Origin of the sequence: Mycobacterium sp. E3298 (assembly GCF_001666895.1) — a bacterium.
Lineage (GTDB): Bacteria > Actinomycetota > Actinomycetes > Mycobacteriales > Mycobacteriaceae > Mycobacterium.
The window spans coordinates 1-24,748 of the sequence record NZ_LZJB01000060.1 but is presented as its reverse complement, the minus strand read 5'-3'; the positions used below and the strand labels follow the sequence as shown (position 1 = coordinate 24,748).

The window sequence follows — 24,748 nt, the reverse complement described above, 5'->3', positions numbered from 1 at the left end:
GGTGTGCAGCGCGGTGGTGTCGAACCCGGCCGCGGCGATGGAATCCAGGGTCCGCCGGTTCGGCTCGCATCCGGCGGCCAGCCACGACCACGGCTTCGCGACCAGGTCCTGGAAGCGGCCGGTCGTGCCGTCCCCCCGCACATGCTCGAGGACGACGAGCCTTCCGCCGGGGGTGAGCACGCGGCGGATCTCACCCAGCGTGGCGGCCACGTCGTCGACCGAGCACAACACCAGACCGATGTGCACCGAGTCGAAGCTGTTGTCCGGGAAGGGGATCGACTCACCGGTCCCCTCCACGATGTCGACGGCGACGCCGTGGCGACCGGCGAGCCGGGACGCCATCCGCCGGAACGGCGCCTCCGGCTCCACGGCGGCGACCGACGTCACCGCCGCGGGCAGGAACCTCAGGTCGGTTCCCGGCCCGAGGCCGAGCATCAACAGCCGGCCGGTCGCGTTGCTCAGCGCCGCGCGCCGGTACCGGTGATAGAACAACCGGTCGAAGACCGGCTGGCCGAACCGATATACATAGGGGAACAACGGATTACGACGAGTCACCGGCCGCCCAGGTCCATCCGGAACGGCGGGTATTCGTCGCGCATCAGGGAAACGTACACGGCCACCCGATACCGCCAGCGGACGATGCCCAGCAAGAGATCGGACATGCCCCCCGGGATGGTCCCGGTGCACAACAGCGTCACCGCGGTGACCACGCACAGCAGCTGCAGCAGCGGCTCCATCGACCAGCAGAGCAGGACCTGCGGGATGGCCAGCAGCCATTTCACCAGCACGGCCCAGTTCTTCAGCCGCTCCGGATAGTCGACCTGCAGATCGCCCGGATAGTCCGGCCGCGACGAGAGCGTGAACGGCGGGTACCTGTCCGTGCTGTTCATCGGGAACCGGAAATTCATCACCCGCCACGACCAGCGCAGCACGCCGACGTTGAAGTCGAAGATCGGCCGCGGGTACCGCCCGGTGAACAGGATGGCGACGCCCGCGACGATTGTCGACAGCGGGTAGATCAGGTACAGCCCGATCAGGATCGGGTAGTGCGGCACCGCCAGCACGCACCACTTCACCAGCCAAAGCCAGCGTGACGGGGCGTCGAAATCGCCTCGCACCCTGACGGATTCGTCGTTCATGAGCTGGATCGGCTGGTCGTCGCCGCCCCCATCTCCCGGTCGATTTCCGCGGAAATCCGGCGGTGGCTCGTCCACAACAGAAACATCGTAAGCGCGCGGGCCTGCAGCCGGTCCGGGATCAGCGCGGCCGGCCGCAACACGATCTCACCGTGCGATACCGGCAGCGATGCGACCCGCGACACGGCCATCACCCTGCGCCGCCGGGTCCTCTCATACCTGCGCAGCGCACTCGATACGCCCGCGCCGGTCGCCCGATCCGAGAGGGCCTTGCACAGCACCATGGTGTCGAGCAGGGCCTGGTTGGTCCCCTGCGCCAAGGTCGGCGGCATCGTGTGCGCGGCGTCGCCGAGCAACGTGATCGGGCCGCGCCCCGCGGGCGGCATCGGATGCCGGAAATGCGGGTACGGCGAGGGCGCAAGGTCGTCGTCGGTCAGCGCCGCCAACACCCGATCGACGGCGTCGGACCACCCGGTGAAATGGGAACGGATCGTCTCGATCGGACGGTGCGGCCGCACGAACTCGTGCGACCACGGCAGGTCGAACCACCACTGCACGTCGGAACCCCCGGCCGGCCACAGGCCCAGGTTCCCCCGCTCGCCGACGACCATGAGCGCGGTGTCCCTGTCCGGGATCTCCGCGAGGCTGATCAGCCCCTGCCAACTGCACCAGCCGGTGGGCTTGGCCGCCCGGCCGCCGACGGCGTCGCGGACCATCGAGTGCAGGCCGTCGGCGCCGATCACCACGTCACCCTCGACCGAGCCGCCGTCGCCGAACTCGACCCGGACGCCGCCGTGCGTGCCGGCCAACGCCACCGCCCGGCAGTCGCAGCGGACGCGGTCGGCCGGAAAGCCGTCCAGCAACCGCTCCAGCAGCACCCGGCGCGGAACCATCCGGACGGGTCCGCCCAGCCGGTCGGCCAACGCGGTCACGTCCAGCGTGGCCAGCGGGCGGCCCGTGGACGTCACGGCCCGCACGGTGGACAGCAGCTGACCGGCCCCGTCCATGTCGACGCCCAGCTGACGGAGCACCGTATCGCCGTTGGACCAGATCGTCACCGCACCGCCGGGCGCCCGGAGCTCGGGCCGCCGCTCGAAGACCGTGACGTCGTGCCCGTCCCGCAGCAATCCCCGGGCCACCGAGATGCCGCCCACACCGGCGCCCACCACCAGCACCCGAAGGGAGCGCCCGTGGCCAGACACGTCAGGGCCTTACATCGAGCGCTGCAGCAGGACTTGGCCGCTGTCGGCGGCGACCACCTGCACGGCGGCGATCTGGTCGACCGGCGTCGAGATGCTGCCCGCGGGCGTCGCGGTGTGCCCCGGCACGGCCACCCAGGTCGCCAGCCGCGTCTGGCTGCCGTCGCGACCCACCACGACCATCGCCAGCGTGTCGTGGTGCGCGTTCAACGGCGCCAGGCACACACACCGCAGGTTGATCGCTGTGCCCCAGTGCTGGCTGGACAGCTCCACCGAGGAGGTCAGCAGCGTCGTGCCCACCTGCGCCATCGGCTCCGCGGAGGCGGCCACCTGCTGCGACGAGGTCGACGAATAGCCCTGCACGCCGACGAACACACCGATCGCCAGCACCACGGCCGCGGCCGACGAGGCAACCCACGTCACGATGCGCGTGCGACGCCGGCGCCAGCTCACCTTGGCCAGCAACGACGTCAACAGCTCCGGCGACATCTCCGGTGTCGCCGCCAACGATTGCGCCGGGTCGTTCATCGCGGCGACTTCCTCGCGGCTCAGCTGCGAGAGCAGGGCCGGCACACCGCTCAGGTCGGCGACGGCCTCCCGGCAGGCCCGGCAGTGCGCCAGGTGCGCCTCGAATTCGCGACGCTCGGCGGCCGACAACGAGCCCAACACGTATGCGGCGTCCCACATCACGTAAGGGTCGTCGGGCGGGCCGATCCCCCGTAGCGGCGCCTTCATGTCATCCATTTCCTCTTCACCCTTCAAGCTTTCGGAGCCCCTCAGCGGGTGACTCCAAGTTCCTGCAGAGTGAGCCGCAACGCCCGCACGGCGTAGTGTAATCGCGACTTCACCGTTCCCTCGGCAATGCCGAGGTCCGCAGCAATCTGTGCGGTCGTCCATCCGCGGTAGTAGGACCGCTCGATCACGGCCCGGTGCTCCACGGACAGCTGCGCCATCGCGTCGGCGATCAGCAGCTTGTCCAGCGCGGCGTTCACCTCGTCGGGCGTCGACCGCTCGGGTGCGCCGGCCTCGTCGGTCGAGGCGACGATGTTGCGGAAACGGGCGCTGCGCCGGTCGTCGATGATCATGTTGCGCGCGACCGTGAACAGCCACGCCCGCGCCGAGCGCTCGGTGTCCCCGACGACCTCCGGGTGCTGCCAGGCTCGCAACAACGTCTCCTGGACCACGTCCTCGGACATGCTCGCGTCGCCGGTCAACCGGAGCGCGTAACGCCACAAAACCGCTGCGTGCTCGTCGTAGAGCGCCTTCATCAGGGCGGCTTCGGCAGCTTCCGACGCCCCACGAGTGCCTGCCACACGAGCCACTCCATCACCTCCGACTACTGAAACGAGTCGAATGGCGGCTCGGTTCAATCGCCGCGACCCGCCGCACCCCGGCTCCGCCGCGCTTGCGATCGCGACCCGGTTCAATCGCCGCGACCCGCCGCGCCCGGCTCCGCCGCGCTTGCGATCGCGACCCGGTTCAAACGGCGCGACCCGCCGCGCCCGGCTCCGCCGCGCTTGCGATCGCGACCCGCCGACCCGCCGGTTTAGGCCAGCGTCAGGATGCGCGGACCGGCGTCGGTGACGGCCACGGTGTGTTCCCAGTGTGCCGCACGGGAGCCGTCGGAGGTGGTGACGGTCCACTCGTCGTCGAGCACCACGGTCTTGCCCGTCCCCAGCGTCAGCATCGGTTCGATCGCCAACACCGACCCCGGCGCCAGCAGCGGGCCGCGCCCCGGCGAGCCCTCATTGGGCAGGAACGGGTCCATGTGCATGTGCCGGCCGATGCCGTGGCCGCCGTAGCCCTCCACGATGCCGAACGCGAGCCCGTGCCGGCCCTCGGCCGCGCGCGTGCCCGTTTCGATGGCGTGCGAGACATCGGTCAGCCGGTTGCCGGGCACCATCGCCGCGATCCCGGCCTCCAGCGATTCCCTGGTCGCGTCGCAGAGCGCCTGGTCGGCCGCGTCGAGGGTCCCGACGCCGAATGTGATCGCGGCGTCGCCGTGCCAGCCGTCCAGCACCGCGCCGCAGTCGATGGACACCAGGTCACCCGGCGCCAAAATCTCTCCGGCCGACGGGATCCCGTGCACCACCCGCTCGTTCACCGAGGCGCAGATCGAGGCGGGGTAACCGTGATAGCCGAGGAACGAGGGGATCGCGCCCGCCTCCCGGATCACCGACTCGGCGATCTGGTCGAGGCCCAGGGTCGACACGCCGGGAACCGCGGCCCCCCGCACCGCCTGCAGCGCCGCCGCGACCACCGCCCCCGCCGCCGCCATCGCGTCGAGTTCGTCGGGGGTGCGCTGCGGCACGATCTTGCGACTCCGCAGCCGGGCCAGCGGGCGCACGATTACTTGCCCAGCGCTTGCAGGGCGCGGGCGAACACCTCGTCCATGGTGCCGACGGCGTCGACCGTCTTGAGTTCGTCGCGGTAGTACTCCAGCAGCGGCGCGGTCTCGTCGCGGTAGACCTTCATCCGGTTCAGGATGACGTCGTCGGTGTCGTCCGCGCGGCCGCGGGCCTTGAGCCGTTCCAGCAGCTCGTCCTCCGAGACGCGGAACTCGAGCACCGCGTCGATGTCAGCGCCCCGGCGTTCGAGCATCCGGTGCAGCGCCTTGGCCTGCTCCGTCGACCGGGGATACCCGTCCAGGACGAAGCCGCCGCCAGCGTCGGAATCGCTGAGGCGGTCGTCAACGAGCTGGTTGGTCAGCTCGGAGGGCACCAGATCACCGGCGTCCAGGTAGCGCTTGGCCTCCAGGCCGAGCTTGGTCCCGTTCTCGATGTTGCTGCGGAAGAGCTCACCGGTGGAAATGTGCGGGATCCCGAGCTTTTCGGAGAGCTTCTGGGCCTGCGTTCCCTTGCCCGCCCCCGGCGGCCCGAGCAAAACGACTCTCACTTCAGGAACCCTTCATAGTTGCGCTGCATCAGCTGGCTTTCGATCTGCTTGACCGTATCCAAACCGACACCAATCATGATCAAAACCGCGGTACCGCCGAACGGCAAATTCTGAACCGCTCCGCCATTGCCTATCTGCAGGAACAAGTTGGGCAGCACCGAGATCGCGCCGAGGTAGATCGAGCCCGGCAGGGTGATCCGGCTCAGCACATAGCGCAGGTAATCGGCGGTGGGCTTGCCCGGGCGAATGCCGGGAATGAAGCCGCCGAACTTCTTCATCTCGTCGGCACGTTCGTCGGGGTTGAACGTGATCGACACGTAGAAGTACGTGAAGAAGATGATCAGCCCGAAGTAGATGCTGATGTAGATCGGGTCGCTCGGATCGGACAGGTAACTGCCGACGAACTTGTCCCACCAGCTGTTGCCCACGCCGCCGCTGCCGCTGCGGATCAACTGCGTGATCAGGTGCGGGATGTAGATGAGCGACGACGCGAAGATCACCGGGATGACGCCGGCCTGGTTGACCTTCAGTGGCAGGTAGGTCGACGTTCCGCCGTACATGCGCCGGCCCACCATGCGCTTGGCGTATTGCACGGGGATCCGGCGCTGGCCCTGCTCGACGAACACCACGCCGACGATGATGACCAGGGCGGCGACGCAGACGGCGGCGAAGATCGCCCCGCCGCGGCTGTCCAGGATGGTCTTGCCCTCGGACGGGATGCGCGCCGCGATGCCCACGAAGATCAGCAGCGACATGCCGTTGCCGATGCCGCGCTCGGTGATCAGCTCACCCATCCACATCACCAGCGCCGCGCCGGCCGTCATCACCATCACGATGACGACCAGCGTGAAGATGCTCTGGTCGGCAATGATGTCCAGCGAGCAACCCTGCAGCAGCCCGCCGTTGGCCGCCAGCGCCACGATGCTGGTCGCCTGCAGGATGGCCAGCGCGATCGCCAGGTAGCGGGTGTACTGCGTCATCTTGGCCTGGCCGGACTGGCCCTCCTTGCGCAGTTCCTCGAACCGCGGGATGACCACCGTGAGCAGCTGCACGATGATGCTGGCGGTGATGTAGGGCATCACCCCCACCGCGAACACCGTCAGTTTCAGCAGCGCACCGCCGGAGAACAGGTTGATCAGCGAATAGATCTGGCCGGCCGCGCCACCGCTGGCCTCCTTGATGCACTGCTGGACGTTCGGGAAATTGACGCCCGGGGACGGCAAAGCGGCGCCCAGCCGATAGAGAACGACGATGCCCAGCGTGAAGAGGATCTTCCGTCTCAGGTCGACTGTCCGCAGCGATGAGATGAAAGCCGAAAGCACTCTTCCTCCTGCGCAGCCGGGGGGTCTCCTGCATTCCGCGCCCAACACCCGCAGGCCAGGACGTACGGCCGCTTTATCTAAAGCGCGTAAAACCGTGTACGAGACTAACAGCTGGATTGGGTGACGCCGTCCACGGCCGTCGGCGACCGCCCATAAATGCACAGGAAGCCGTAAGCCACCGGAGGTAGAGTTCAGTTGGCTCGTTGCATTTGCTAAATAAATAGGAGCACCATGACACGCACTGACCAAGACAGCTGGGACTTGGCCTCCAGCGTCGGTGCCACGGCCACCATGGTCGCCGCGGCCCGCGCGCTGGCCAGCGAGGGCACCGACCCGATCATCGACGACCCGTTCGCGGCGCCCCTGGTGCGAGCCGTCGGGCTGGAGTTCTTTCGCCGCCTGGTCGACGGTGAGTTGGCCCCGGGGGACGTCCAAGACGGCGAACGAAACTTGCAGCTGGAAACCGATTCGATGGCCGTGCGCACCCGCTTCTTCGACGACTTCTTTCTCAACGGCGCCCGCGACGGCATCCGCCAGTCGGTGATCCTCGCGGCCGGCCTCGACGCGCGCGCGTACCGGTTGAGCTGGCCGCCCGGCAGCGTGGTGTACGAGGTGGACCAGCCCAAGGTGGTCGAATTCAAGACCGCCACCATGGCCGAGCTGGGCGCCACTCCCACCGCGGAACGCCGGACCGTCAGCGTCGACCTGCGCGACGACTGGCCGGAAGCGTTGCGGCGCAGCGGTTTCGACCCGGCACAGCCCACGTCGTGGAGCGCCGAGGGGCTGCTGATGTACCTGCCGCCCGAGGCCCAGGACCGGCTCTTCGACAACATCACCGAGCTCAGCGCCCCCGGCAGCAAGCTGGCGACCGAATTCCACGGCGATTCGGGCCGGACGATGACCGAACGCGCCAATCAGTTCAACGAGCGGTGGGCGAACCTGGGCTGCGACATCGACCTGTCCGGGCTGTTCTTCGAGGGCGAGCGCAGCAACGTCGTCGAGTACTTGTCAGGCCACGGCTGGCAGGTCAGCACACGCGAGCGCCGCGAGTATTTCGCCGACTACGGTCTGGTCTTCCCCGACGACGACACGTCGCAGCTGCGCAACATCGTCACCGTCTCCGCGGCGCTGAGTTAACCCGGTGGCGGCGACCCGCTAGCTGGGCCTGGCGGCCGGGGCACGCACCACCATCGGCACGGCGGGGAAGCACCACGCCATCTCGGTGCGCGACTTGCGCAGCGCGGCGGTGCCGTAGCCCTTCTTGCGGTGTTCGGGGTGAATCCAGATCCGCACGTTCACCTCGCCGCCGAGCAACTCGCCGAACACCATTCCGACCTTCTCGCCGGAGTCGACGGCCACGAACCAGGCGGCCTCCTCGTCGTCGAGCCGTCCGAGCGCCGCGCTGATCTCGTCGTCGAGGTTGCCGGCCGGCCCACCGGAACCGTCGCCCGCCGCGCCCATGTCCTCGGTGCGGGCGGCGAAGATGTCGCGGTCCTTATCGGCGGAAAAGGGCCGCAGTTCCAGGGTCTCCCCGGAGCTGGCCGGCCGCTCGCCGAGGGTGAAGCTCAGCTGCTTGTTCAGGTCCTCGAGTTCGGTCAGGATCTTGCGGCGCGAGTCGATGGTGAGCTGGTCGAACGACATTCCCATCACCGCTTCGGCGGCCACGTGGGAGGTGTCGAGCAGCCGGACGATCGCCTCGACCGCGGCCGCCTTGTTCTCGGACTCCACGACGACATCGGCGATCTCGTGCCGCCGTTCAAGGGCTTTCAGCAGAGCATCGGCGATCTCGCGACGGGCGGCTTTGCGGTCGTGGTCGGTCATTGCACCAGCCTAGAACGCCGGTGGGGGAAGCGCGCTACATCGCCGGTTTCCCAGCTCCAGGAACCGTCGGTAGCGGTCCTGCACCGGGGCCGCCCAGGCGGGGTCGGGTTCGACGACGCGCTCGGTGCGGGCCCAGCGCGCGGCGTCGGCGATCGAGGTTTCCAGGCCCGCCGCGATCCGCGCGAGGAAGGCCGCGCCCAGCGCCGCCCCCTCGGGAACCGCGGACACCTCGACCGGCCGCCCGGTGGCGTCGGCGATGGCCTGCATCCACGGCCCGACCCGGGTGCCGCCGCCCGTGGCGACGATCCGCGCCGCCGGCGCCCCGCCGAGCTCGATGAGCTGGCGGACCACGAAGCCGGACGCCTCGTAGGCGGCCCGGCGCAGCGCGGCGGCGTCGTGGGTGAGGTCGAGGGCTTCGAGCACGGCCCGGCGATCCGGGTCGTGGAACGGGGTGCGCTCCCCGCGGATGTAGGGCGACCACACCGGCACCCGCCCGGGCAGCGCCGCGGCCGGGTCGGCGGGTGCGACGACGCGGTCCACCCAACCGAGGAACAGCCCGCCGGCATTGCTGGCCCCGCCGATCTGGTTCTTGCCCGCGGCCGTGTGGGGAATGGTCCACAGTCCGGGCACCTGCCGGGGCTCTGCGATGGTGGTCCACACGATCAACGTGGTGCCGCACAGCACCAGCACGTCGCCGTCGCGGTCGGCGCCCGCCACGATCTGTTCGCACAACGCGTCGATCGCGCCGATCCCCAGCGCGGCGCCGCCGCCCCGCACCCGCCCGACGGCGGCGCCCATGCTCTCCACCCGGGGCATCTGGTCGGGCCGGGCGCCCCGTTCGGCGCACGCCTCGGGATTCCAGCCGGTCCCGTCGAACAGCGGGTAAGCGGTGGCGGCGGTGGCGAAGTCGATCACCGCCTCGCCCGCCAGCGCGTAATTGGCCACCGCGGGCGCCGGCCAGTACCCGGCCGCGCCGCGCGCCTCGCCGGCGGTCCAGCGCAGGAACTCGGCGGCCTCGCCCAGCGCGGGCAGCGGCTGCGCGTCCTGTTCCGGAACCCGGCCGCGTTCGTCGCCGTAGAGCAGCCCGGGCGTCATCGGCGCACCCTCGGCGTCGACGGCCGTCAGTGACGGCACCATCGCCGACACGGCGACCGCCCTCGCGTCCGGACGGTCCAGCTGGTCGAGCGCCACCACCGGTCCCCGCCGCCACGCCTCGCCCGCGTCGTGCTCCAGCCGGCCGGGCGTCGGCACCCGCAATTGGTGCGGGATCCGCGCCCGCGCCGTCACCCGGCCGTCGGCGTCCGCGGCGACCGCCTTGACCGCGGTGCTGCCGACGTCGATGCCGATTGTGACGCCTTCACGTGACACGGGCGTCACCGTACGCCAGCATTGGGGTTCGTGACGTCAAGACCGCGCGCCCTGGTGACCGCCCCGCTGCGCGGGCCGGGTTTCGCCAAGCTCCGCGAACTCGCCGACGTCGTCTACGACCCCTGGATCGAGCAGACACCGCTGCGGATCTACAGCGCCGAACAACTCGCCGAGCGCATCACCGCCGAGGCCGCCGATGTCGTTGTGGTGGAAAGCGACTCGGTGGCCGGCCCGGTCTTCGGCCTGGGCCTGCGGGCGATCGCCTCCACCCGCGGCGACCCCAACAACGTCGACATCGCCGGCGCCACCGCGGCCGGGATCCCGGTGCTGAACACCCCGGGCCGCAACGCCGACGCGGTCGCCGAGATGACAGTGGCGCTGCTGCTGGCCGTCACCCGCGGGCTGCTGCCCGCGGACTCGGATGTCCGCAGCGGCAACATCTTTCGCGACGGAACCATCCCCTATCAGCGGTTCCGCGGCTGGGAGGTCGCCGGGCGCACCGCCGGGCTGGTGGGCCTCGGCGCCGTCGGCCGCGCCACCGCGTGGCGGCTGTCCGGCCTGGGCCTGCGGGTCATCGCCCACGACCCGTACAACGACGAGGCCCGGCACGGCCTGGACGAACTGCTCGCCGAGGCCGACGTCGTCTCCATGCACGCCCCCGTCACCGACGACACCGTCGGCATGATCGGCGCCGAGCAGTTCGCCGCCATGCGCGACGGCGTGGTCTTCCTCAACACCGCCCGCGCCCAGCTGCACGACACCGACGCACTCGTCGACGCGCTGCGCGGCGGCAAGGTGTCCGCCGCCGGCCTGGACCACTTCGTCGGCGAGTGGCTGGCATCCGATCACCCGCTGGTCGGCATGCCCAACGTCGTCCTGACGCCCCACATCGGCGGCGCCACGTGGAACACTGAGGCTCGGCAGGCGCAGATGGTGGCCGACGACCTCGAGGCGCTGCTGGCCGGCATGACGCCCGCCCACGTCGTCAACCCGGAGGTGCTCGGCCCATGAGATCCGTAGACAACCCCGAAACGGCGGTGCTGGACGCGGCCAAGGACATGCTGCGCAGGGGCCTGGTCGAGGGAACCGCGGGCAACATCTCCGCGCGACGCTCCGACGGCAACATCGTCATCACGCCGTCGTCGGTCGACTACCGCGACATGCAGCTCGACGACCTCGTGCTGATAGACGCGGACGGCGCCGTGCTGCAGGCGGCCGAGGGCCGGTCGCCGTCCTCGGAGCTGCAGCTGCACCTGGCCTGTTACCACGCGTTCGACGACATCGGCAGTGTGATCCACAGCCACCCGGTGTGGGCGACCATGTTCGCCATTGCGCACCAGGCGATTCCGGCCTGCATCGACGAGTTCGCGGTGTACTGCGGCGGGGACGTCCGCTGTGCCGAGTACGCCGCGTCGGGCACGCCGGACGTCGGCGCCAACGCCGTCAAGGCGCTCGACGGCCGGGGCGCCGCATTGATCGCCAACCACGGCCTGGTGGCGGTGGGGCCGCGCCCGGACAAGGTGCTGCACATCACCGCCCTGGTCGAGCGGACCGCCCAAATCGTTTGGGGCGCAAGGGCCCTCGGTGGCCCGGTGCCCATCCCCGAAGACGTCAACCGCAACTTCGCCGCCGTCTACGGCTACCTGCGCGCGAACGCCTGATGCGCCCGGTCCGGTTCGGCCGCGCGAGCGTGGCGCGGGTACTCGAACTCCGATTCGACTTGGGGGCGCAGTTTTTCCCGCACACGCCGCCGTCGGGCTGGCGGGACAACGCCGACCTGCTGGAGCCCGACTTCTTCGACCCGTCGACCGACCAGTGGCACATCGCGATCCAGAGTTGGGTGATCGAGGTCGACGGGCTGACCGTCGTGGTGGACACCGGCGTCGGCAACGACCGCTCGCGCCCGCACATGCCGCCCCTGGACCACCTGAACACCGGATTCCTGGGCGCCCTGCGGTCCGCGGGCGTCGACCGCGCCGCGGTGGACGTGGTGGTCAACACCCACATCCACTCCGACCACGTCGGGTGGAACACGATGCTCGAGGACGGCGCGTGGGTCCCGACCTTCCCGAACGCCCGCTACGTCGTCCCGGCCGCCGACTACCGCCACTTCGCACCCGACGGCCCCGCGGCAGCGCGCACGCCGCGCAGCGAGGAGGAGGCGGCCCAGCAGCGCGGCGACCAGCTCGTGTTCGCGGACAGCGTCGCACCCATCGAAGGCCAGCTCGTCCAATGGTCCGACGACTACGAGATCAGCCCGTCGCTGCGGCTGCGGCCCGCCCCCGGACACACGCCGGGCTCCTCGGTGCTGTGGCTGGACGCCGGCCAGCCGGCCGTGTTCGTCGGCGACCTCACCCACAGCCCACTGCAACTCCGCCGGCCCGCCGACGCCTGCGCCTTCGACATCGACGCGCCCGCCGCCGCGGTGACCCGCAGGCGGATCTTCACCGAGGCGGTCGGAGCGAATGCCGCCGTGATCCCCGCGCACTACCCCGGCCACGGCGGCGCCACGATCCGCGCCGTCGACGATCAGTTCGACATCGACCGCTGGCTCGACATCGATACGGTGTGAGGCATGGCGCCGTACCGAGTGGTCCAGTGGTCGACCGGCAACATCGGCAAGCGCGCGCTCGGCGTCCTGCTGGACCGCGACGACTTCGACGTGGTCGGCGTCCACGCCTTCGGGCCGGACAAGGTGGGCCGCGACGCGGGCGAGCTGGCCGGGCAGGCCACGGTCGGCGTCGCCGCCACCGACGACGCCGACGCGCTGATCGGGCTTCGCCCCGACTGCGTGTGCTACATGCCGCGAGCCATCGACTACGACCTGGTGCTCAGGATGCTGCGCGCCGGCATCAACGTCGTCACCACGGGCGACTTCCTGACCGGCACCCATCACCCGGTGGAGCTCCCGGCGCTCGAAGAGGCGGCGCAGCGGGGCGGTGCGACCTTCCTCGGGACCGGGTTCGAGCCGGGCTTCATCAACGTCGTCGCCGGCTTCCTCACCGGCGCGTGCCGGCGGGTCGACAAAGTCACGCTCGTCGAAACGCTGGACTGCACAACGTATCCCGTGTGGGACGTATGGAAAGTGCTGGGATTCGGCAAGACACCGCGGGAGCCGGTGACGCACATCGACCCGGCGACGCAGCGATACGGCCTCGGTTACTTCGAGACGCTGGACATGATCGCCGCCATGCTCGGTGTGCAACTCGACGCCAAGGAGGCGTTCGTCGAACCGGCGGTGCTGACCCGCGATCTGGAGCTGGGGTGGGTGGACTTCGCCGCCGGCACCATCGGGGGGCAGCGCCGCACCTATCGCGGCCTGCTCGGGGGCCGGCCGGTGGTCGAGCTTGCCATCTGCTGGACGATGAGCAACGACGCGCTCGACCCGCAGTGGAGCGACCCCGAGGGGTTCAGCGTGGTGATCGAGGGCAAACCGCGCGTCGACGCGACGATCCGGTTCGGCGAGGCCGGGCAGGACGCGATGACGGTGCTGATGGACAGCACCGCCGTGGCCGCGGTCAACGCCATCCCGTTCCTGTGCGACGCGGGGCCAGGCGTCATCACGCCGACCGACCTGCCGATCACGGGATCTAAAGGGGCGCTAACGGTTTGAACCGCGCCACACGCGCGGCGCGACGCCATGCGTACGGCCGAACAGCCGGCTGAAGTAGCCGGGGTCGCCGATCCCGACCCGCCCCGCGACCTCCGCGATCGGCAGGTCCGTTTCGGCCAGCAACGTCCGGGCCTCGGCCATCCGGCGCTCGATGATCCACTCCTGCACCGTGCGTCCTGTGCGGCGACGCACCACTGTGGTCAGGTGTCCCGCCGTGATGCCGAGTTCGCCCGCCACGTCGCGCAGCGACAACGGCTCGGCGAGGCGACGGTCGATCACCTCGAAGACCTCGGCCAGCAGTGGCTCGCCGCTGCGTCGCAGGTCGCCGACCACGTCGACCGCCAACCGGGAGAGGTCGATCAGCAGCAGCGTGAGATGCGCCAGCGACGCCTGCTGGTAACCCTCTCGGCGCGTATTCAATTCGGTTTCGATCGACGCGATGGCGCCCTCCCACGCCGACCGGCGGTCGGCGGGGACCTCCAGCCGCAGCAGTCCTCCGGATCTGCCGTGCAGGAACGGGAACAGCAGCGGATGCGCCCGCCACGCCGGCCATGGCGATCGCCCGGCCTCGCCAAGCGCCGCGGGATCGAAGAACACCCCGACCCCGACATCGATAAGGCCCACAACCTGGGCGGGGTCGATCACGGCGCCGGCCGCCAGTACATACACGACGCCCGAATCGGGGGTGTACCAGAGCGCCGGGAATTCGTGAATGTGGCGGCGTTGCTCGGGCAAGTCTTCCCGCCCGGCCCGTAGCACCGACACCGGAGGCGTGTCCGGACCGGTCCGATACTCGTAGATCGGCACGCCCCTGCGGTGCCGAATCATCCGGGCGGGTTGGGTCATGGTGCGAAATATCGTCCTAGTTTTGCCAAAGATCGGCCACCTTGCCTGTGAATCAGCGTCTCATCATGAAGTGTATGACGAAACATCATCCACATGACTACCTCCCGGCCGCCGGACACGACGCGCTGCTGCCCTGCTACGACCTGTTCGCCCGGCTGTTGGGAATGCCGAAGGTCTACAACACCCTGATCGCGCAGGCCGAACTCGCCGACGGCCAGCGTGTACTGGAAATCGGCTGCGGCACCGGTAATCTCACCACCCGCGTCAAACGCGCCCACCCCGCCGTCGACGTGACGGGATGTGACCCGGACCCGAGGGCACTGGACCGGGCGCGGCGCAAATCAAACGACATCCGCTTCGAACAGAGCTACGCCGAGCGGCTGCCCTACACCGACGGCGAGTTCGACCGGGTGTTGTCGTCGATGATGCTGCACCATGTCAGCGCCGACGCGAAAGCCACTGCCGCGCAGGAGATCTTCCGGGTCCTGCGCCCGGGCGGCCGGCTGCACCTGGTCGACATCGGCGGCGACGCGTCCGCCGACCACGGCCCGCTGGCGCGGCTCATCAGGCGCAACCCGCACGCGGCCGGCAACCTCGGCGACGCGATCCCCCGACTGCTGAGCGCCGCGGGGTTCGAGTGCGCCGAGCTCGCGTCGACGCCCCACCGCGTCCTGGGGCAATTGAACTACTACCGCGCCACGCGCCCCTGATCAATCCGAAGGCTGCGAAACACCCTCATGCGGTGGACATTGATTCGATAGAACAGGCCCGGGAACCGGCGGTACAAGTGCCAAATGACCTGAACCGCAGCGGGAAACACGATCAGCGGCCGGTTGCGGTCCACACCACGCAGTATCGCGCGGGCCGCGGCCGGCGCGCTCATCTGGGGCATCAGGTAATGAGTGCGCCGGCTCAGCGTCGCCACCCGCTCGCGCGGCATGTTGACCACGACCATGTTGTCGTAGATTTTCGTCTTCATGTCGCCCGGGCATGCCGCACTGACCCGCACGCCGAGGTCCGCTCCCTCGGCGCGCAGCGAAAGCGAAAGTCCCACGATCCCATGCTTGCTGGTGCAGTAGGGAACGTTGCCCGGCTGCGGAACCAGCCCACTGAGCGATGAAATGTTCACGATGTGGCCGTGGCCCTGGCGCGCCATGACCTGATACGCGTGCATCGTCCCGTAGACCACGCCGAGCAAGTCGACGTCGAGCACGCGGCGCCACTGCTGCATCGAGAGGTCGCGCGAATCCCCGCCGATCGCGATGCCGGCGTTGTTGATCATGTAGTCGACGCGTCCGTATTCGGCCACTGCGCCGTCGACCAGCTTGGCCACCTCGGTTTCGTCGGCCATGTCCACCCGCACGGCGGCTGCGTCCGCCCCGCTTTGCTCGAGGCGCCCCGCCACCTGACGGGCGGCGTCGCCGTCGACATCGGCGACCACGACCGTGGCACCGCGACGCCCGAGCTCCTCACTCAGCGCCTCGCCCAAACCCATCCCGCCGCCGGTGACGATCGCCACCGCGCCCTCGAACCGCTGCATGACCCAGTCCTCTCCGGTGCGCCCACGCCAGAAAAATTACATCTGGTATAAGCTTACATTTAATGTAATAATTGGAAAGGATCGATCACGGCCGACGGGACAAGCCTGCGGGAACGCAAGCGGCAGCGGACCAGGCGGGAACTGATCATCGCGGCCATGCGCCTGTTCGAGGCGAAGGGCTACGAACGGACGACGGTGGCCGAGATCGCCGCGGCCGCAGGCGTTTCCACCAAGACCTTCTTCAACTACTTCACGAGCAAGGACGAAGTCCTTTTCCCGCACCTGGCGCGGCGGATCGACGCCGCGGTTGCGCTGATCGAGCGGCGCGGACCGGATGCCCCGATGGCCGAGGTGCTCGTGGCCGCAATGCAACACATGCTGGCCGACGCCCTCACCGAGGAGGTCGAGGGTGGCCTGGCCGGAGTCCGGCTGCCGATGATCATGTCGGTGCCCGCCGTCCAAGCGGCCACGCTGCATCGCTACTTCCTCGCCGAGACCCAACTCGCCGGAGCGCTGCAGGGCGCCTATCCCGACACGCTCGACCCGACGGCCGCCGCGGCCGTCATCGGCTCGGTCATGGGGGCGGCGATCGCCGCTGCGCTGGTGTGCCTACAGGGGGGTGACGACGGCCAACAGCTGCGCGTCGCGGTCGAACGCGCCATCGACATCGCGATCAACGGGGTGCGCGACATCCGGACTAGCGCAGGTCGAACGCGACCTTGACGGCGCCGCTGTCGGCCTGGTTGGCGATCGCCAGGAACGCGTCGCGCCATTGATCGAGCCGAAAGGTGTGTGTCAGCATGGGGCGCAGGTCGATTCGGCCGCCGGCGGCCAGGTCGAGGTAGTGCGCGATGGCGTGCTTGCGCCGGCCCTCGACCTCCTCGACGCCGAAGGCGTTGGAGCCCACCAGGGCGATCTCCTTGAAATACAACGGACTCCACTCCCAGCGGCCCGGCGCGTTCACGCCGGCCTTCACCAGCGTCCCGCGGGAGCGGAGCACCCGCACGCCCACCTCGAAGGTCTCCGGCTTACCGATGGTGTCGTAGACGACGTCCACGGCCCCGGGATGCGCCATCGGCAGACCCAGCAGCGGCCGCCGCAGACGGCCACCGCCCCACGCGACCACCTCCTCGATGACGGCCTGGCGCGGCTCGTGATCCAGCACCAGGGCGGCCCCGAACCGTCGGGCCAGTTCCTTCTGAGCCTCGAACCGCGCCACCACCGCGACGGCCACGCCCGGGTAGAGCGCCCGCAGGATGGCTACCGCGCACAGCCCCAGCGAGCCGGCGCCGTACACCAGGACGCGGCCCGATCCCGGCGGCGGGTGGCGGGTGATCGCATGCAGGGACACCGAAAGCGGATCGGCGAACACGGCCGCCTCGTCGGGGATGGAATCCGGCACGCCGAACAGCATGCTGTCGTGGGCCGGCATCAGCTCGGCGTAGCCGCCGGTCACGTCGGCCGAGACCCCGGTGTGAATGCCGGGCTTGATGTCGCCGTCGGTGAAGCTCCAGCACAGGCTGTAGTCGCCGTCCTCGCAGGCCGGACAGGGCGGGGAGATGCCGCGGGGCCCGCAGGACAGCCACGGGTTGAGCACCACCCGCTGCCCCACTTCCACTCCACGGGCGTTCGGGCCCAGCGCCACCACGTCGGCGACCACCTCGTGGCCCATGACCTGTGGGAAGGAACAGAAGGACGACATCGCGTTGTCGGCGTCGCCCTCGCCGAAATCCATCAGGATCTGCTTGGAGTCCGAGCCGCAGATGCCGGTCAGCCGTGGCCGGGTGAGCACCCAATCATCATGCGGCAGTTGCGGTTCCGGCACGTCGCGCAGCGCGGTCGGGGTGCAGCCCAAATTTGCGGTGAGCGTGTTGGCCCCGTCGGGCACCTCGAACGGCTCCGGCGGCACGCCATACACCAGCGCCCTCATCGGGGAGCCATCCCCGCCGCGCCCGCGATGAACGCGTCCAGGTCGGCGTTCTTGGCGTCGACGACCGCCTTCATGTCCGGCACATAGTGTTCGAAGCCGTCGCCGTCCAGCGCCGCGATGATGCCGTCGGCCACCTCGTCGGCGGGCACCTTGGGCCCTTGGTACAGGGGTTCCTCACTGCCGGGGTGGTCCCAGATCTCGGTGTCGACGGGACCCGGCTCGATCAGCTTCACCGAGACGCCGGAGCCGTACAGGTCCACGGCCATCGCCTCGCTCCAGCCGCAGAGCGCGAATTTGCTTGCGCAATAGGCGGACTCGTGAATGATGCCGAGCCGGCCGCCGACGCTCGACACATTGACGATCAGGCCGGATCCACGGGCCACCATGCGCGGCAGCAGGGCCAGCGTCAGCCGCATCGGTGCGAAGAAGTTGACCCGCATCACGTCTTCCACCTCGCCGGGGGTCAGCGCGGTGACCGGGCGGCGCTTCGGGACGGCGGCGTTGTTGATCAGCACGTCGACGCCACCGAGCTCGTCCCAGGCACGTGCGGCCAGGCCATCCAGCGCGGCGGTGTCGGCCAGGTCGGCCACCCACATCGCCGACGTCGGCGACGTGCGCCGGCAGTCGGCCAGCACCTCGCCCAGCCGGTCGCGGCGGCGCGCGACCAGCCCCACCACCGCCCTCCCGGCCGCCAACCGGCGGGCCAGGGCCGCGCCCAGCCCGGACGACGCACCCGTGATGAGTACCCGATCAGCCATCAGTCCAGGTTGCCGCGAATCGCGGGAAGCGTACAGTGGTAGAAGCTTGTTATATTGGCTAAATATTAGCTTAACTACTTCTGAATTGGGGCAGACATGACTTCTACGCGGTACGAGGGCGACACCTGGGACCTGGCGTCCAGCGTCGGGGTGACCGCGACGATGGTCGCCGCCGCCCGCGCCGTGGCGACCCGCGCCGACCGTCCGCTGATCAACGACCAGTTCGCCGAGCCGCTGGTCCGGGCCGTCGGCGTGGACCTGCTCACCCGGCTGGCGACCGGCGAGGTGAACCCGGACGAGCTGAACGACGCGCACGACGGCGCGACCGGTTCGGCCGGCGCGATGTCCCGCATGGCGGACAACATGGCGGTGCGCACCAAGTTCTTCGACGAGTTCTTCCTCGACGCGACGCGGGCGGGCATCAAGCAGGCCGTGATCCTGGCCTCCGGCCTGGACGCCCGCGCCTACCGGCTGGACTGGCCGGCCGGGACCGTCGTCTACGAGGTCGACCAGCCACAGGTGATCGACTTCAAGTCGCGCACCCTGGCCGAACTGGGCGCCGCGCCCACCGCCGACCGCCGGGTGGTCGCCGTCGACCTGCGCGACGACTGGCCCGCCGCGTTGCGGGCCGCCGGATTCGACCCCGCCCAGCCGACCGCGTGGAGCGCCGAGGGCCTGCTCGGCTACCTGCCGCCGGAGGCGCAGGATCGCCTGCTGGACACCATCACCGACCTCAGCGCGCCGGGCAGCCGCGTGGCCGTCGAAAGCGCGCCCAACCGGGAGCCCGGGGACGAGGACAAGATGAAGGAACGCATGCAGCACATCTCGGAACGCTGGCGTGCGCACGGTTTCGACCTGGACATGGCGGGGCTCGTCTACTTCGGGGACCGTAACGAAGCGGCGCCCTACCTCGCCGACCACGGGTGGCGGCTGAACAAGGTCAGCATCCGGGAGTTGTTCGCGGCCAACGGCCTTCCGCCACTCGAGGACGACGACATGCGCATGGGCGAGATGCTCTACGTGAGCGGCACGCGATGAGCCAGGGACGTAGCGACGGCGACAGCTGGGGACCCGCGTCCAGCGTGGGCGCGACGGCCACCATGGTGGCGGCATCGCGCGCGGTGGCCTCGCAGGGACCCAACGCGCTGCTCGACGATCCGCTGGCCGAGCCACTGGTCCGCGCCGTCGGCCTGGAGCCCTTCATCCGCATCGTCGACGGGCACGTCGACTTCGAGGACGACCCGCTGTTCAACCGCAAGTCGCGGGCCGAGCAGATCACGGTTCGCACCCGGTTCTTCGACGACTTCTTCACCGGCGCCACCAAAGACGGTGTGCGACAAGCGGTCATCCTGGCGTCCGGCCTGGACACGCGCGCCTACCGGTTGCGGTGGCCGGCGGGCACCGTCGTCTACGAGATCGACCAGCCGCAGGTCATCGCGTTCAAGACCGACACGCTGGCCGGCCTCGGCGCCGCCCCGACCGCCGAGCGCCGCACGATCGCCATCGACCTGCGCGACGACTGGCCGGCCGCGTTGCGCGACGGCGGCTTCGACGTGGCCCAACCGACCGCGTGGAGTGCCGAGGGGCTGCTCCCCTACCTGCCGCCCGAGGCCCAGGACCGGTTGTTCGACAACGTGACCGCGCTCAGCGCGCCGGGCAGCCGGCTGGCGACCGAACACGTGCCGGACCCGAACGTGTTCTCCGAGGAGCGATTGCAGCGCATCAGCGAACGGTGGCAGCGTCTCGGTCTCAACCTCAACGCGGCCGACCTGTTCTACCGCGGCGAGCGCAACGTCGTCGTCGACTACCTCAGCACACACGGCTGGCGGGTGACGACCCATCCGGCGCGAGAGCTCTACGCCCAGAACGGGTTCGACTTCCCCGCGGACGAGATGGCGGCCACCTTCGGCGAGTTGAGCTACGTCGCCGCGACGCTCGCGTAGCGGGTTGGCTAGGGTTGCGCCTATGTCACGCGCTCACGACGACGAGTGGGATCTGGCGTCCAGTGTGGGCGCGACCGCGACCATGGTGGCCGCCGGGCGCGCCATGGCCACCAAGGATCCCCGCGGCCTGATCCACGACCCGTTCGCCGAACCGCTGGTGCGCGCGGTGGGGGTCGACTTCTTCACCAAGATGATGGACGGCGAGCTCGACCTCGACGCGATCGAGAACACCTCGCAGGTGCGCATGCAGGCGATGGTCGACGGAATGGCGGTGCGCACCAAGTATTTCGACGACTACTTCATGAACGCCACCGCCGCGGGGGTCCGGCAGGTGGTCATCCTCGCATCGGGGTTGGATGCGCGCGCCTACCGGCTGCCGTGGCCCGATGGCACGGTGGTCTACGAGATCGACCAGCCCCGGGTCATCGAATTCAAGACGGGCACATTGGCCGGCATCGGCGCCGAACCGACCGCGACGCGGCGCACCGTGCCGATCGACCTGCGCGCGGACTGGCCGGCGGCGCTGAAGGCGTCCGGATTCGACCCGACCGCGCCGACGGCGTGGCTGGCCGAGGGTCTGCTGATCTACCTGCCGCCCGAGGCCCAGGACCGGTTGTTCGACAACATCACGGCGCTCAGCGTGCCCGGCAGCACCATCGCCACCGAATTCGTGCCCGGAATCATCGATTTCGATGCCGACAGGGTGCGGGAGATGTCCGGTTCCTTCCGCGACCACGGCGTGGACATCGACATGGCGTCGCTGGTCTACGCCGGCGAACGCAACCACGTCCTGGACTACCTGCGGTCCAAGCGGTGGGACGTCGAGGGCACCACCCGGACGGAACTGTTCCACCGCCAGGGCATCGAGGTGCCGCCACCGCAAAACGACGACCCGCTCGGCGAGATCATCTTCATCAGCGGCGGCCTCACCGGCTAGCCGCTAGAACCGCGACGGCCCCGGCCACAGCACGCTGGCGCCGCTCAGCGCCTGTTCGACGTTGTCCACGATGCCGCTGACGGTGCGGCCGAGCAGCGCGGCCAGCGCAGCCGGCAGCGAAGCGGCGGCCGGTTGCGACGAGGCCCGGGGTCGCACCATGTCCAGCAGCGACGAGCTCGGATAGCTCACCACGCGGACATCGGTGTCCGCGTCCAATCCGGCCAGGATCTTGGCCCGGCGCACCGCGGTGCGGAAACCGCCGAGCTCGTCGACCAGGCCCCGCTCGAGGGCGTCAGCGCCGGTCCAGATGCGGCCCTGCGCAACGCGATCGACGGCTTCGGCGGTCAGGTTGCGCGCCTCGGCGACCCGCTGCACGAAGTCCGCGTAGAACAGGTCCGCCTCGGCCTCCCGGTGTGCCTGCTGTTCGGGCGTGAACGGCGCGTCGATCGACCACGCGTCGGCATTGGCGTTGGTGCGCACCGTGTCCGACCCGACGCCCAACCGGTCCAACAGGTCGCGGATCACCAACTTGCCGGTGATGACACCGATCGAGCCGGTGACCGTCGCGGGGTTGGCGACGATCGCGTCGGCCCCCATCGAGACGTAATAGCCGCCGGACGCGGCGACCGCGCCCATCGAAGCCACCACCGGCTTGCCGCGCTTGCGGGCCTGGGTCACCTCGCGCCAGATGCTCTCCGAGGCGGTGATCGTGCCGCCGGGACTGTTCACCCGCAGCACGATCGCGGACACGGAGTCGTCGGCGCCGGCCTCCCGCAGCGCCGCTCCGATGGTGTCGCCGCCCGCGGTCGCGGTGCCCAGCGGCAGGAACTGGGGCCCGCCGCGGCCGTCGACGATCATGCCGTCGAGCGTGACGACGGCCAGGGTCGGCTTGGGCCGGCGACCGGGCACCGGCGGCTTGGGTGCGGCCAGCCGGGGGCGGGCCGCGCCCGCGTAGCGCGACAGGAACAGCCGCGGCGGGGCGGTCTCGTCCGAAACGTCCTTCACCCCAACCAGTTCGGCGATGCGCGCGTAGGCCTCATCGCGGAATCCGATCCGGTCGAGCAAACCGGCCGCGACGGCGTCGTCCCGCAACAGCGGGGCGCGGTCGGCCAGCGTGTCGAGGGCGCCCGGGTCGAGCTTGCGCGATTCGGCGATCGCCCGCCACGCCTGCTCCTGCAGGCTTTCCAGCATCCGGGTGACGGCCTCGCGGTGAGCCGTCGTGAAGCCGTGTTCGGTGAAACGGTTTGCCGCCGACTTGTATTGGCCGCGCGCGACGAATTGGGGTTCGATGCCCGCCTTGTCGAACGCGTCGCGCAGGAAGGTGGCGTTGCTGGCGAAGCCGATCAGCCCGACGCTTCCCGAGGGCTGCATCCACACCTCGCCGAACGCCGAGGCCAGGTAGTAGGACAGCGTGCCCGGATAGGTCTCGGCCCAGGCCAGTGACGGCTTGGCGGCGGTGAAGGCGGCGATGGCCTCGCGCAGCTCCTGCACGGCCGCCGGCGGCGACGCGGCCAGTTGCACGCGGGCGATCAGCCCGGCGACCCGCGGGTCCTCGGCCGCGCGATGGATGGCGGCGATCGCGTCGCGCAGCGCCATCGGCCTGCCGCCGGTGAAGAGCGCCAGCGGGTCGAACCCCGTCGCCTCGGGTGGGGCCGAGCGCAGGTCGAGCTCGAGCACGCAGCCGTTGGGCACGCCGTGGTGGCGGGCGGTGTCGACGCGCCCGGCCAGCGCGCGGACGTCGTCGACCCCGGGAAGCGAGGGCAGGAAGGCGAACATGTCTGCAGCGTACCGACACCGCGCCCGTACGGTGGTGGGGTGAGGTTCGCCATCGCCATCCCCCAGCTCGACTACGACCGGTTCGACGCCGACGGGCTGCGCGCCTACCTGCTCCGCGCCGAGGAACTCGGGTTCGAGGGCGGCTGGGTCCTCGAGCAGATCATCGGCGACGCACCGCTGCTGGCGCCGCTCGAGCTGCTGGCCTACTGCGCGGCCTGCACCGAGCGCCTTCGTCTGGGGGTCGCCGTCCTGGTGACGTCGCTGCACGATCCGCTGCAGCTGGCGTCATCCGTCACGGCGGTCGACCGGCTCAGCCACGGCCGGCTGGACGTCGGCGTCGGGACCGGCGGGGGCTTTCGCAGGTTCGCCGCGTTCGGCGTCGAAAAGGACACGTACATCTCGTATTTCACCGAGGGCCTGAAGCTGATGAAGGCCGCCTGGTCCGACGAGCCCCGGGTGACGTTCCACGGCCGGTTCCGCGACGTCGACGACGTGCCGATCCAGCCCAAGCCGGTGCAGCGGCCGCACCCGCCCATCTGGTTCGGCGGCCTGGCGCCCAAGGCCCTGGCCAGGGCGGTGCGCCACGGCGACTCGTTCCTGGGCGCGGGTTCGTCGACCACCGAGGCGTTCGCCGGGGCCGTCACCGTGGTGCGCCGCGAACTCGGCGAACAGCAAAGGGATCCGGCGCGTTTCACCATCGGCAAGCGCGTCTACCTGATGGTCGACGACGACGCGGCGCGCGCCCGGACCCGCGTGCTCGCGGGCCTGAGGCGGATCTACGGCACGATGCCCGGCGTCGAGGACGTGCCGGTGTCCGGCACGCCCGACGACGTGGTGCGCGGGCTGCGTGCGGTGATCGACGCGGGCGCCGAGTACCTGCTGCTCAATCCCGTGGGCGTCGACGTCGGCGAGAACCGCGAAGAGATGGAACGCCTTGCCGCGGAGGTCATTCCGCGGCTGGCTTGATCAGAGCTCGGTGACCGAGCCGCCCGCGGCGGTGATCTTCTCGCGGGCGCTGCCGCTGAACTTGTGCGCCGTCACGTCGACCTTGACTGTCAGCTTGCCGTCGCCGAGGACCTTGACCAACGCGTTCTTGCGGACCGCGCCCTTGGCCACCAGGTCGTCCACGCCGACGGAGCCGCCCTTCGGGAACAGCCGATTGATGTCGGCGACGTTGACGATCTCGTACTCGGTGCGGAACCGGTTCCGGAACCCCTTGAGCTTGGGCAGCCGCATGTGAATCGGCATCTGCCCACCCTCGAAGGTGGCCGGCACGTTCTTGCGGGCCTTGGTGCCCTTGGTGCCGCGGCCGGCGGTCTTGCCCTTGGACCCCTCACCGCGGCCGACGCGGGTGCGGGCCGTCTTGGACCCGGGCGCCGGCTTCAGGTCGTGCAGCTTGATGGTCACTGTGTCTCCTCCACCTCAACGAGGTGATTGACCACCGCGATGAGGCCACGGGTCTGTGGGTTGTCCTCACGGATCACCGAGTGGCGGATCCGCCGCAGGCCCAGCGTGCGCAGGCTCTCCCGCTGCTTCCAGCGGGCCCCGATGGTGCTGCGCACCTGGGTGATCTTCAACTGGCTCATTGCGGTGCCGTTCCCTCGCGCGCGGCACTGGCGGCCAGCGCTTCACTTTCACGTCGCGCCCTCAGCATTCCGGCCGGG

The 24,748-nt window shown here is 69.9% G+C and carries 28 protein-coding genes; 11 read left to right on the top strand and 17 right to left on the bottom strand.

Annotation, left to right across the window (positions count from 1 at the left end; all coding sequences use genetic code 11):
• The 8 genes from A9X05_RS02230 to secY form a co-directional block, all read right to left on the bottom strand.
• On the bottom strand, window positions 1-555 hold a 555-nt coding region (locus tag A9X05_RS02230), incomplete at its 3' end, for a class I SAM-dependent methyltransferase (RefSeq protein ID WP_067778932.1).
• A complete protein-coding gene (locus A9X05_RS02225; RefSeq protein WP_067778934.1) occupies window positions 552-1,118 on the bottom strand; it encodes a DUF4389 domain-containing protein in 567 nt (188 codons plus the stop codon). The genes A9X05_RS02230 and A9X05_RS02225, both read right to left, overlap by 4 nt.
• Window positions 1,119-1,135: 17 nt before the next feature.
• Window positions 1,136-2,338, bottom strand: a complete 1,203-nt coding sequence (locus A9X05_RS02220) for an NAD(P)/FAD-dependent oxidoreductase (protein ID WP_067778925.1) — start codon at window positions 2,336-2,338, stop codon at window positions 1,136-1,138.
• Between the two features lie 9 nt (window positions 2,339-2,347).
• Window positions 2,348-3,079, bottom strand: coding sequence for an anti-sigma factor (locus A9X05_RS02215; protein ID WP_067778923.1), 732 nt, complete (start codon window positions 3,077-3,079; stop codon window positions 2,348-2,350).
• Window positions 3,080-3,111: 32 nt separating this feature from the next.
• Complete coding sequence (locus A9X05_RS02210; RefSeq protein ID WP_082950148.1) at window positions 3,112-3,657, bottom strand: sigma-70 family RNA polymerase sigma factor; 546 nt, start codon at window positions 3,655-3,657, stop codon at window positions 3,112-3,114.
• Between the two features lie 224 nt (window positions 3,658-3,881).
• Window positions 3,882-4,682, bottom strand: coding sequence for a type I methionyl aminopeptidase (gene map, locus A9X05_RS02205; RefSeq protein WP_067754341.1), 801 nt, complete (start codon window positions 4,680-4,682; stop codon window positions 3,882-3,884).
• 2 nt (window positions 4,683-4,684) lie between these two features.
• Window positions 4,685-5,230, bottom strand: a complete 546-nt coding sequence (locus tag A9X05_RS02200; RefSeq protein ID WP_067778917.1) for an adenylate kinase — start codon at window positions 5,228-5,230, stop codon at window positions 4,685-4,687.
• Window positions 5,227-6,552, bottom strand: a complete 1,326-nt coding sequence (gene secY / locus A9X05_RS02195; RefSeq protein WP_055405236.1) for a preprotein translocase subunit SecY — start codon at window positions 6,550-6,552, stop codon at window positions 5,227-5,229. Before secY ends, A9X05_RS02200 begins: the two co-directional genes overlap by 4 nt.
• Before the next feature lie 231 nt (window positions 6,553-6,783).
• On the opposite strand from secY, the gene A9X05_RS02190 reads away from it, so the two are divergent.
• Window positions 6,784-7,689, top strand: coding sequence for a class I SAM-dependent methyltransferase (locus tag A9X05_RS02190; protein WP_067778914.1), 906 nt, complete (start codon window positions 6,784-6,786; stop codon window positions 7,687-7,689).
• Window positions 7,690-7,707: 18 nt separating this feature from the next.
• On the opposite strand, the gene A9X05_RS02185 is transcribed toward A9X05_RS02190, so the two are convergent.
• Window positions 7,708-8,373, bottom strand: a complete 666-nt coding sequence (locus A9X05_RS02185) for a GNAT family N-acetyltransferase (RefSeq protein WP_067754331.1) — start codon at window positions 8,371-8,373, stop codon at window positions 7,708-7,710.
• Window positions 8,374-8,382: 9 nt separating this feature from the next.
• The gene (locus A9X05_RS02180; RefSeq protein ID WP_067778927.1) at window positions 8,383-9,741 is read right to left on the bottom strand and encodes an FGGY-family carbohydrate kinase; all 1,359 of its coding nucleotides are present in this window, start codon (window positions 9,739-9,741) and stop codon (window positions 8,383-8,385) included.
• A gap of 30 nt (window positions 9,742-9,771) precedes the next feature.
• On the opposite strand from A9X05_RS02180, the gene A9X05_RS02175 reads away from it, so the two are divergent.
• From A9X05_RS02175 to A9X05_RS02160, 4 genes are read left to right on the top strand one after another with little or no spacing between them, the layout of a single operon-like run.
• A complete protein-coding gene (locus tag A9X05_RS02175) occupies window positions 9,772-10,752 on the top strand; it encodes an NAD(P)-dependent oxidoreductase (RefSeq protein WP_067754326.1) in 981 nt (326 codons plus the stop codon).
• Complete coding sequence (locus tag A9X05_RS02170) at window positions 10,749-11,402, top strand: L-fuculose-phosphate aldolase (RefSeq protein ID WP_067778911.1); 654 nt, start codon at window positions 10,749-10,751, stop codon at window positions 11,400-11,402. Before A9X05_RS02175 ends, A9X05_RS02170 begins: the two co-directional genes overlap by 4 nt.
• A complete protein-coding gene (locus tag A9X05_RS02165; protein ID WP_067754318.1) occupies window positions 11,402-12,313 on the top strand; it encodes an MBL fold metallo-hydrolase in 912 nt (303 codons plus the stop codon). Before A9X05_RS02170 ends, A9X05_RS02165 begins: the two co-directional genes overlap by 1 nt.
• Window positions 12,314-12,316: 3 nt before the next feature.
• Complete coding sequence (locus tag A9X05_RS02160; protein WP_067778908.1) at window positions 12,317-13,354, top strand: dihydrodipicolinate reductase; 1,038 nt, start codon at window positions 12,317-12,319, stop codon at window positions 13,352-13,354.
• Here A9X05_RS02160 and A9X05_RS02155 read toward each other — a convergent pair.
• The gene (locus A9X05_RS02155; RefSeq protein WP_067778905.1) at window positions 13,343-14,200 is read right to left on the bottom strand and encodes an AraC family transcriptional regulator; all 858 of its coding nucleotides are present in this window, start codon (window positions 14,198-14,200) and stop codon (window positions 13,343-13,345) included. The genes A9X05_RS02160 and A9X05_RS02155 overlap by 12 nt on opposite strands.
• 65 nt (window positions 14,201-14,265) lie before the next feature.
• On the opposite strand from A9X05_RS02155, the gene A9X05_RS02150 reads away from it, so the two are divergent.
• Window positions 14,266-14,910 (top strand): class I SAM-dependent methyltransferase, encoded by a 645-nt coding sequence (locus A9X05_RS02150; RefSeq protein WP_067778902.1) that lies wholly within the window; start codon window positions 14,266-14,268, stop codon window positions 14,908-14,910.
• On the opposite strand, the gene A9X05_RS02145 is transcribed toward A9X05_RS02150, so the two are convergent.
• Window positions 14,889-15,740 carry an SDR family oxidoreductase gene (locus A9X05_RS02145; RefSeq protein WP_067754307.1) on the bottom strand — a complete coding sequence of 284 codons (852 nt, stop codon included), beginning with the start codon at window positions 15,738-15,740 and terminating at the stop codon, window positions 14,889-14,891. The two genes, A9X05_RS02150 and A9X05_RS02145, sit on opposite strands and share 22 nt — an antisense overlap.
• Before the next feature lie 156 nt (window positions 15,741-15,896).
• On the opposite strand from A9X05_RS02145, the gene A9X05_RS02140 reads away from it, so the two are divergent.
• On the top strand, window positions 15,897-16,463 hold the full coding sequence (locus A9X05_RS02140; RefSeq protein ID WP_082950146.1) for a TetR/AcrR family transcriptional regulator: 567 nt from the start codon (window positions 15,897-15,899) through the stop codon (window positions 16,461-16,463).
• On the opposite strand, the gene A9X05_RS02135 is transcribed toward A9X05_RS02140, so the two are convergent.
• On the bottom strand, window positions 16,438-17,670 hold the full coding sequence (locus tag A9X05_RS02135; protein WP_067778896.1) for a zinc-binding dehydrogenase: 1,233 nt from the start codon (window positions 17,668-17,670) through the stop codon (window positions 16,438-16,440). The genes A9X05_RS02140 and A9X05_RS02135 overlap by 26 nt on opposite strands.
• Complete coding sequence (locus A9X05_RS02130) at window positions 17,667-18,431, bottom strand: SDR family NAD(P)-dependent oxidoreductase (RefSeq protein ID WP_156675670.1); 765 nt, start codon at window positions 18,429-18,431, stop codon at window positions 17,667-17,669. The genes A9X05_RS02135 and A9X05_RS02130 overlap by 4 nt, the downstream gene beginning before the upstream one ends.
• A 93-nt stretch (window positions 18,432-18,524) precedes the next feature.
• On the opposite strand from A9X05_RS02130, the gene A9X05_RS02125 reads away from it, so the two are divergent.
• From A9X05_RS02125 to A9X05_RS02115, 3 genes are read left to right on the top strand one after another with little or no spacing between them, the layout of a single operon-like run.
• Complete coding sequence (locus A9X05_RS02125; protein WP_067778890.1) at window positions 18,525-19,466, top strand: class I SAM-dependent methyltransferase; 942 nt, start codon at window positions 18,525-18,527, stop codon at window positions 19,464-19,466.
• A complete protein-coding gene (locus tag A9X05_RS02120; RefSeq protein WP_067754286.1) occupies window positions 19,463-20,371 on the top strand; it encodes a class I SAM-dependent methyltransferase in 909 nt (302 codons plus the stop codon). The genes A9X05_RS02125 and A9X05_RS02120 overlap by 4 nt, the downstream gene beginning before the upstream one ends.
• Before the next feature lie 22 nt (window positions 20,372-20,393).
• Complete coding sequence (locus A9X05_RS02115; protein ID WP_067754282.1) at window positions 20,394-21,308, top strand: class I SAM-dependent methyltransferase; 915 nt, start codon at window positions 20,394-20,396, stop codon at window positions 21,306-21,308.
• A 3-nt stretch (window positions 21,309-21,311) separates the two neighbouring features.
• Here the strand turns inward: A9X05_RS02115 and sppA are convergent, their stop codons facing one another.
• Window positions 21,312-23,084: a signal peptide peptidase SppA gene (sppA, locus tag A9X05_RS02110; protein WP_067778887.1), complete on the bottom strand. Its 1,773-nt coding sequence runs from the start codon at window positions 23,082-23,084 to the stop codon at window positions 21,312-21,314.
• 39 nt (window positions 23,085-23,123) lie between these two features.
• On the opposite strand from sppA, the gene A9X05_RS02105 reads away from it, so the two are divergent.
• Window positions 23,124-24,050 carry an LLM class flavin-dependent oxidoreductase gene (locus tag A9X05_RS02105; protein WP_067778884.1) on the top strand — a complete coding sequence of 309 codons (927 nt, stop codon included), beginning with the start codon at window positions 23,124-23,126 and terminating at the stop codon, window positions 24,048-24,050.
• On the opposite strand, the gene rplO is transcribed toward A9X05_RS02105, so the two are convergent.
• Both rplO and rpmD read right to left on the bottom strand, forming a co-directional pair.
• Complete coding sequence (gene rplO, locus A9X05_RS02100) at window positions 24,051-24,491, bottom strand: 50S ribosomal protein L15 (protein WP_067754270.1); 441 nt, start codon at window positions 24,489-24,491, stop codon at window positions 24,051-24,053.
• A complete protein-coding gene (rpmD, locus tag A9X05_RS02095) occupies window positions 24,488-24,670 on the bottom strand; it encodes a 50S ribosomal protein L30 (RefSeq protein ID WP_067754267.1) in 183 nt (60 codons plus the stop codon). The genes rplO and rpmD overlap by 4 nt, the downstream gene beginning before the upstream one ends.
• Window positions 24,671-24,748: the final 78 nt, after the last annotated feature.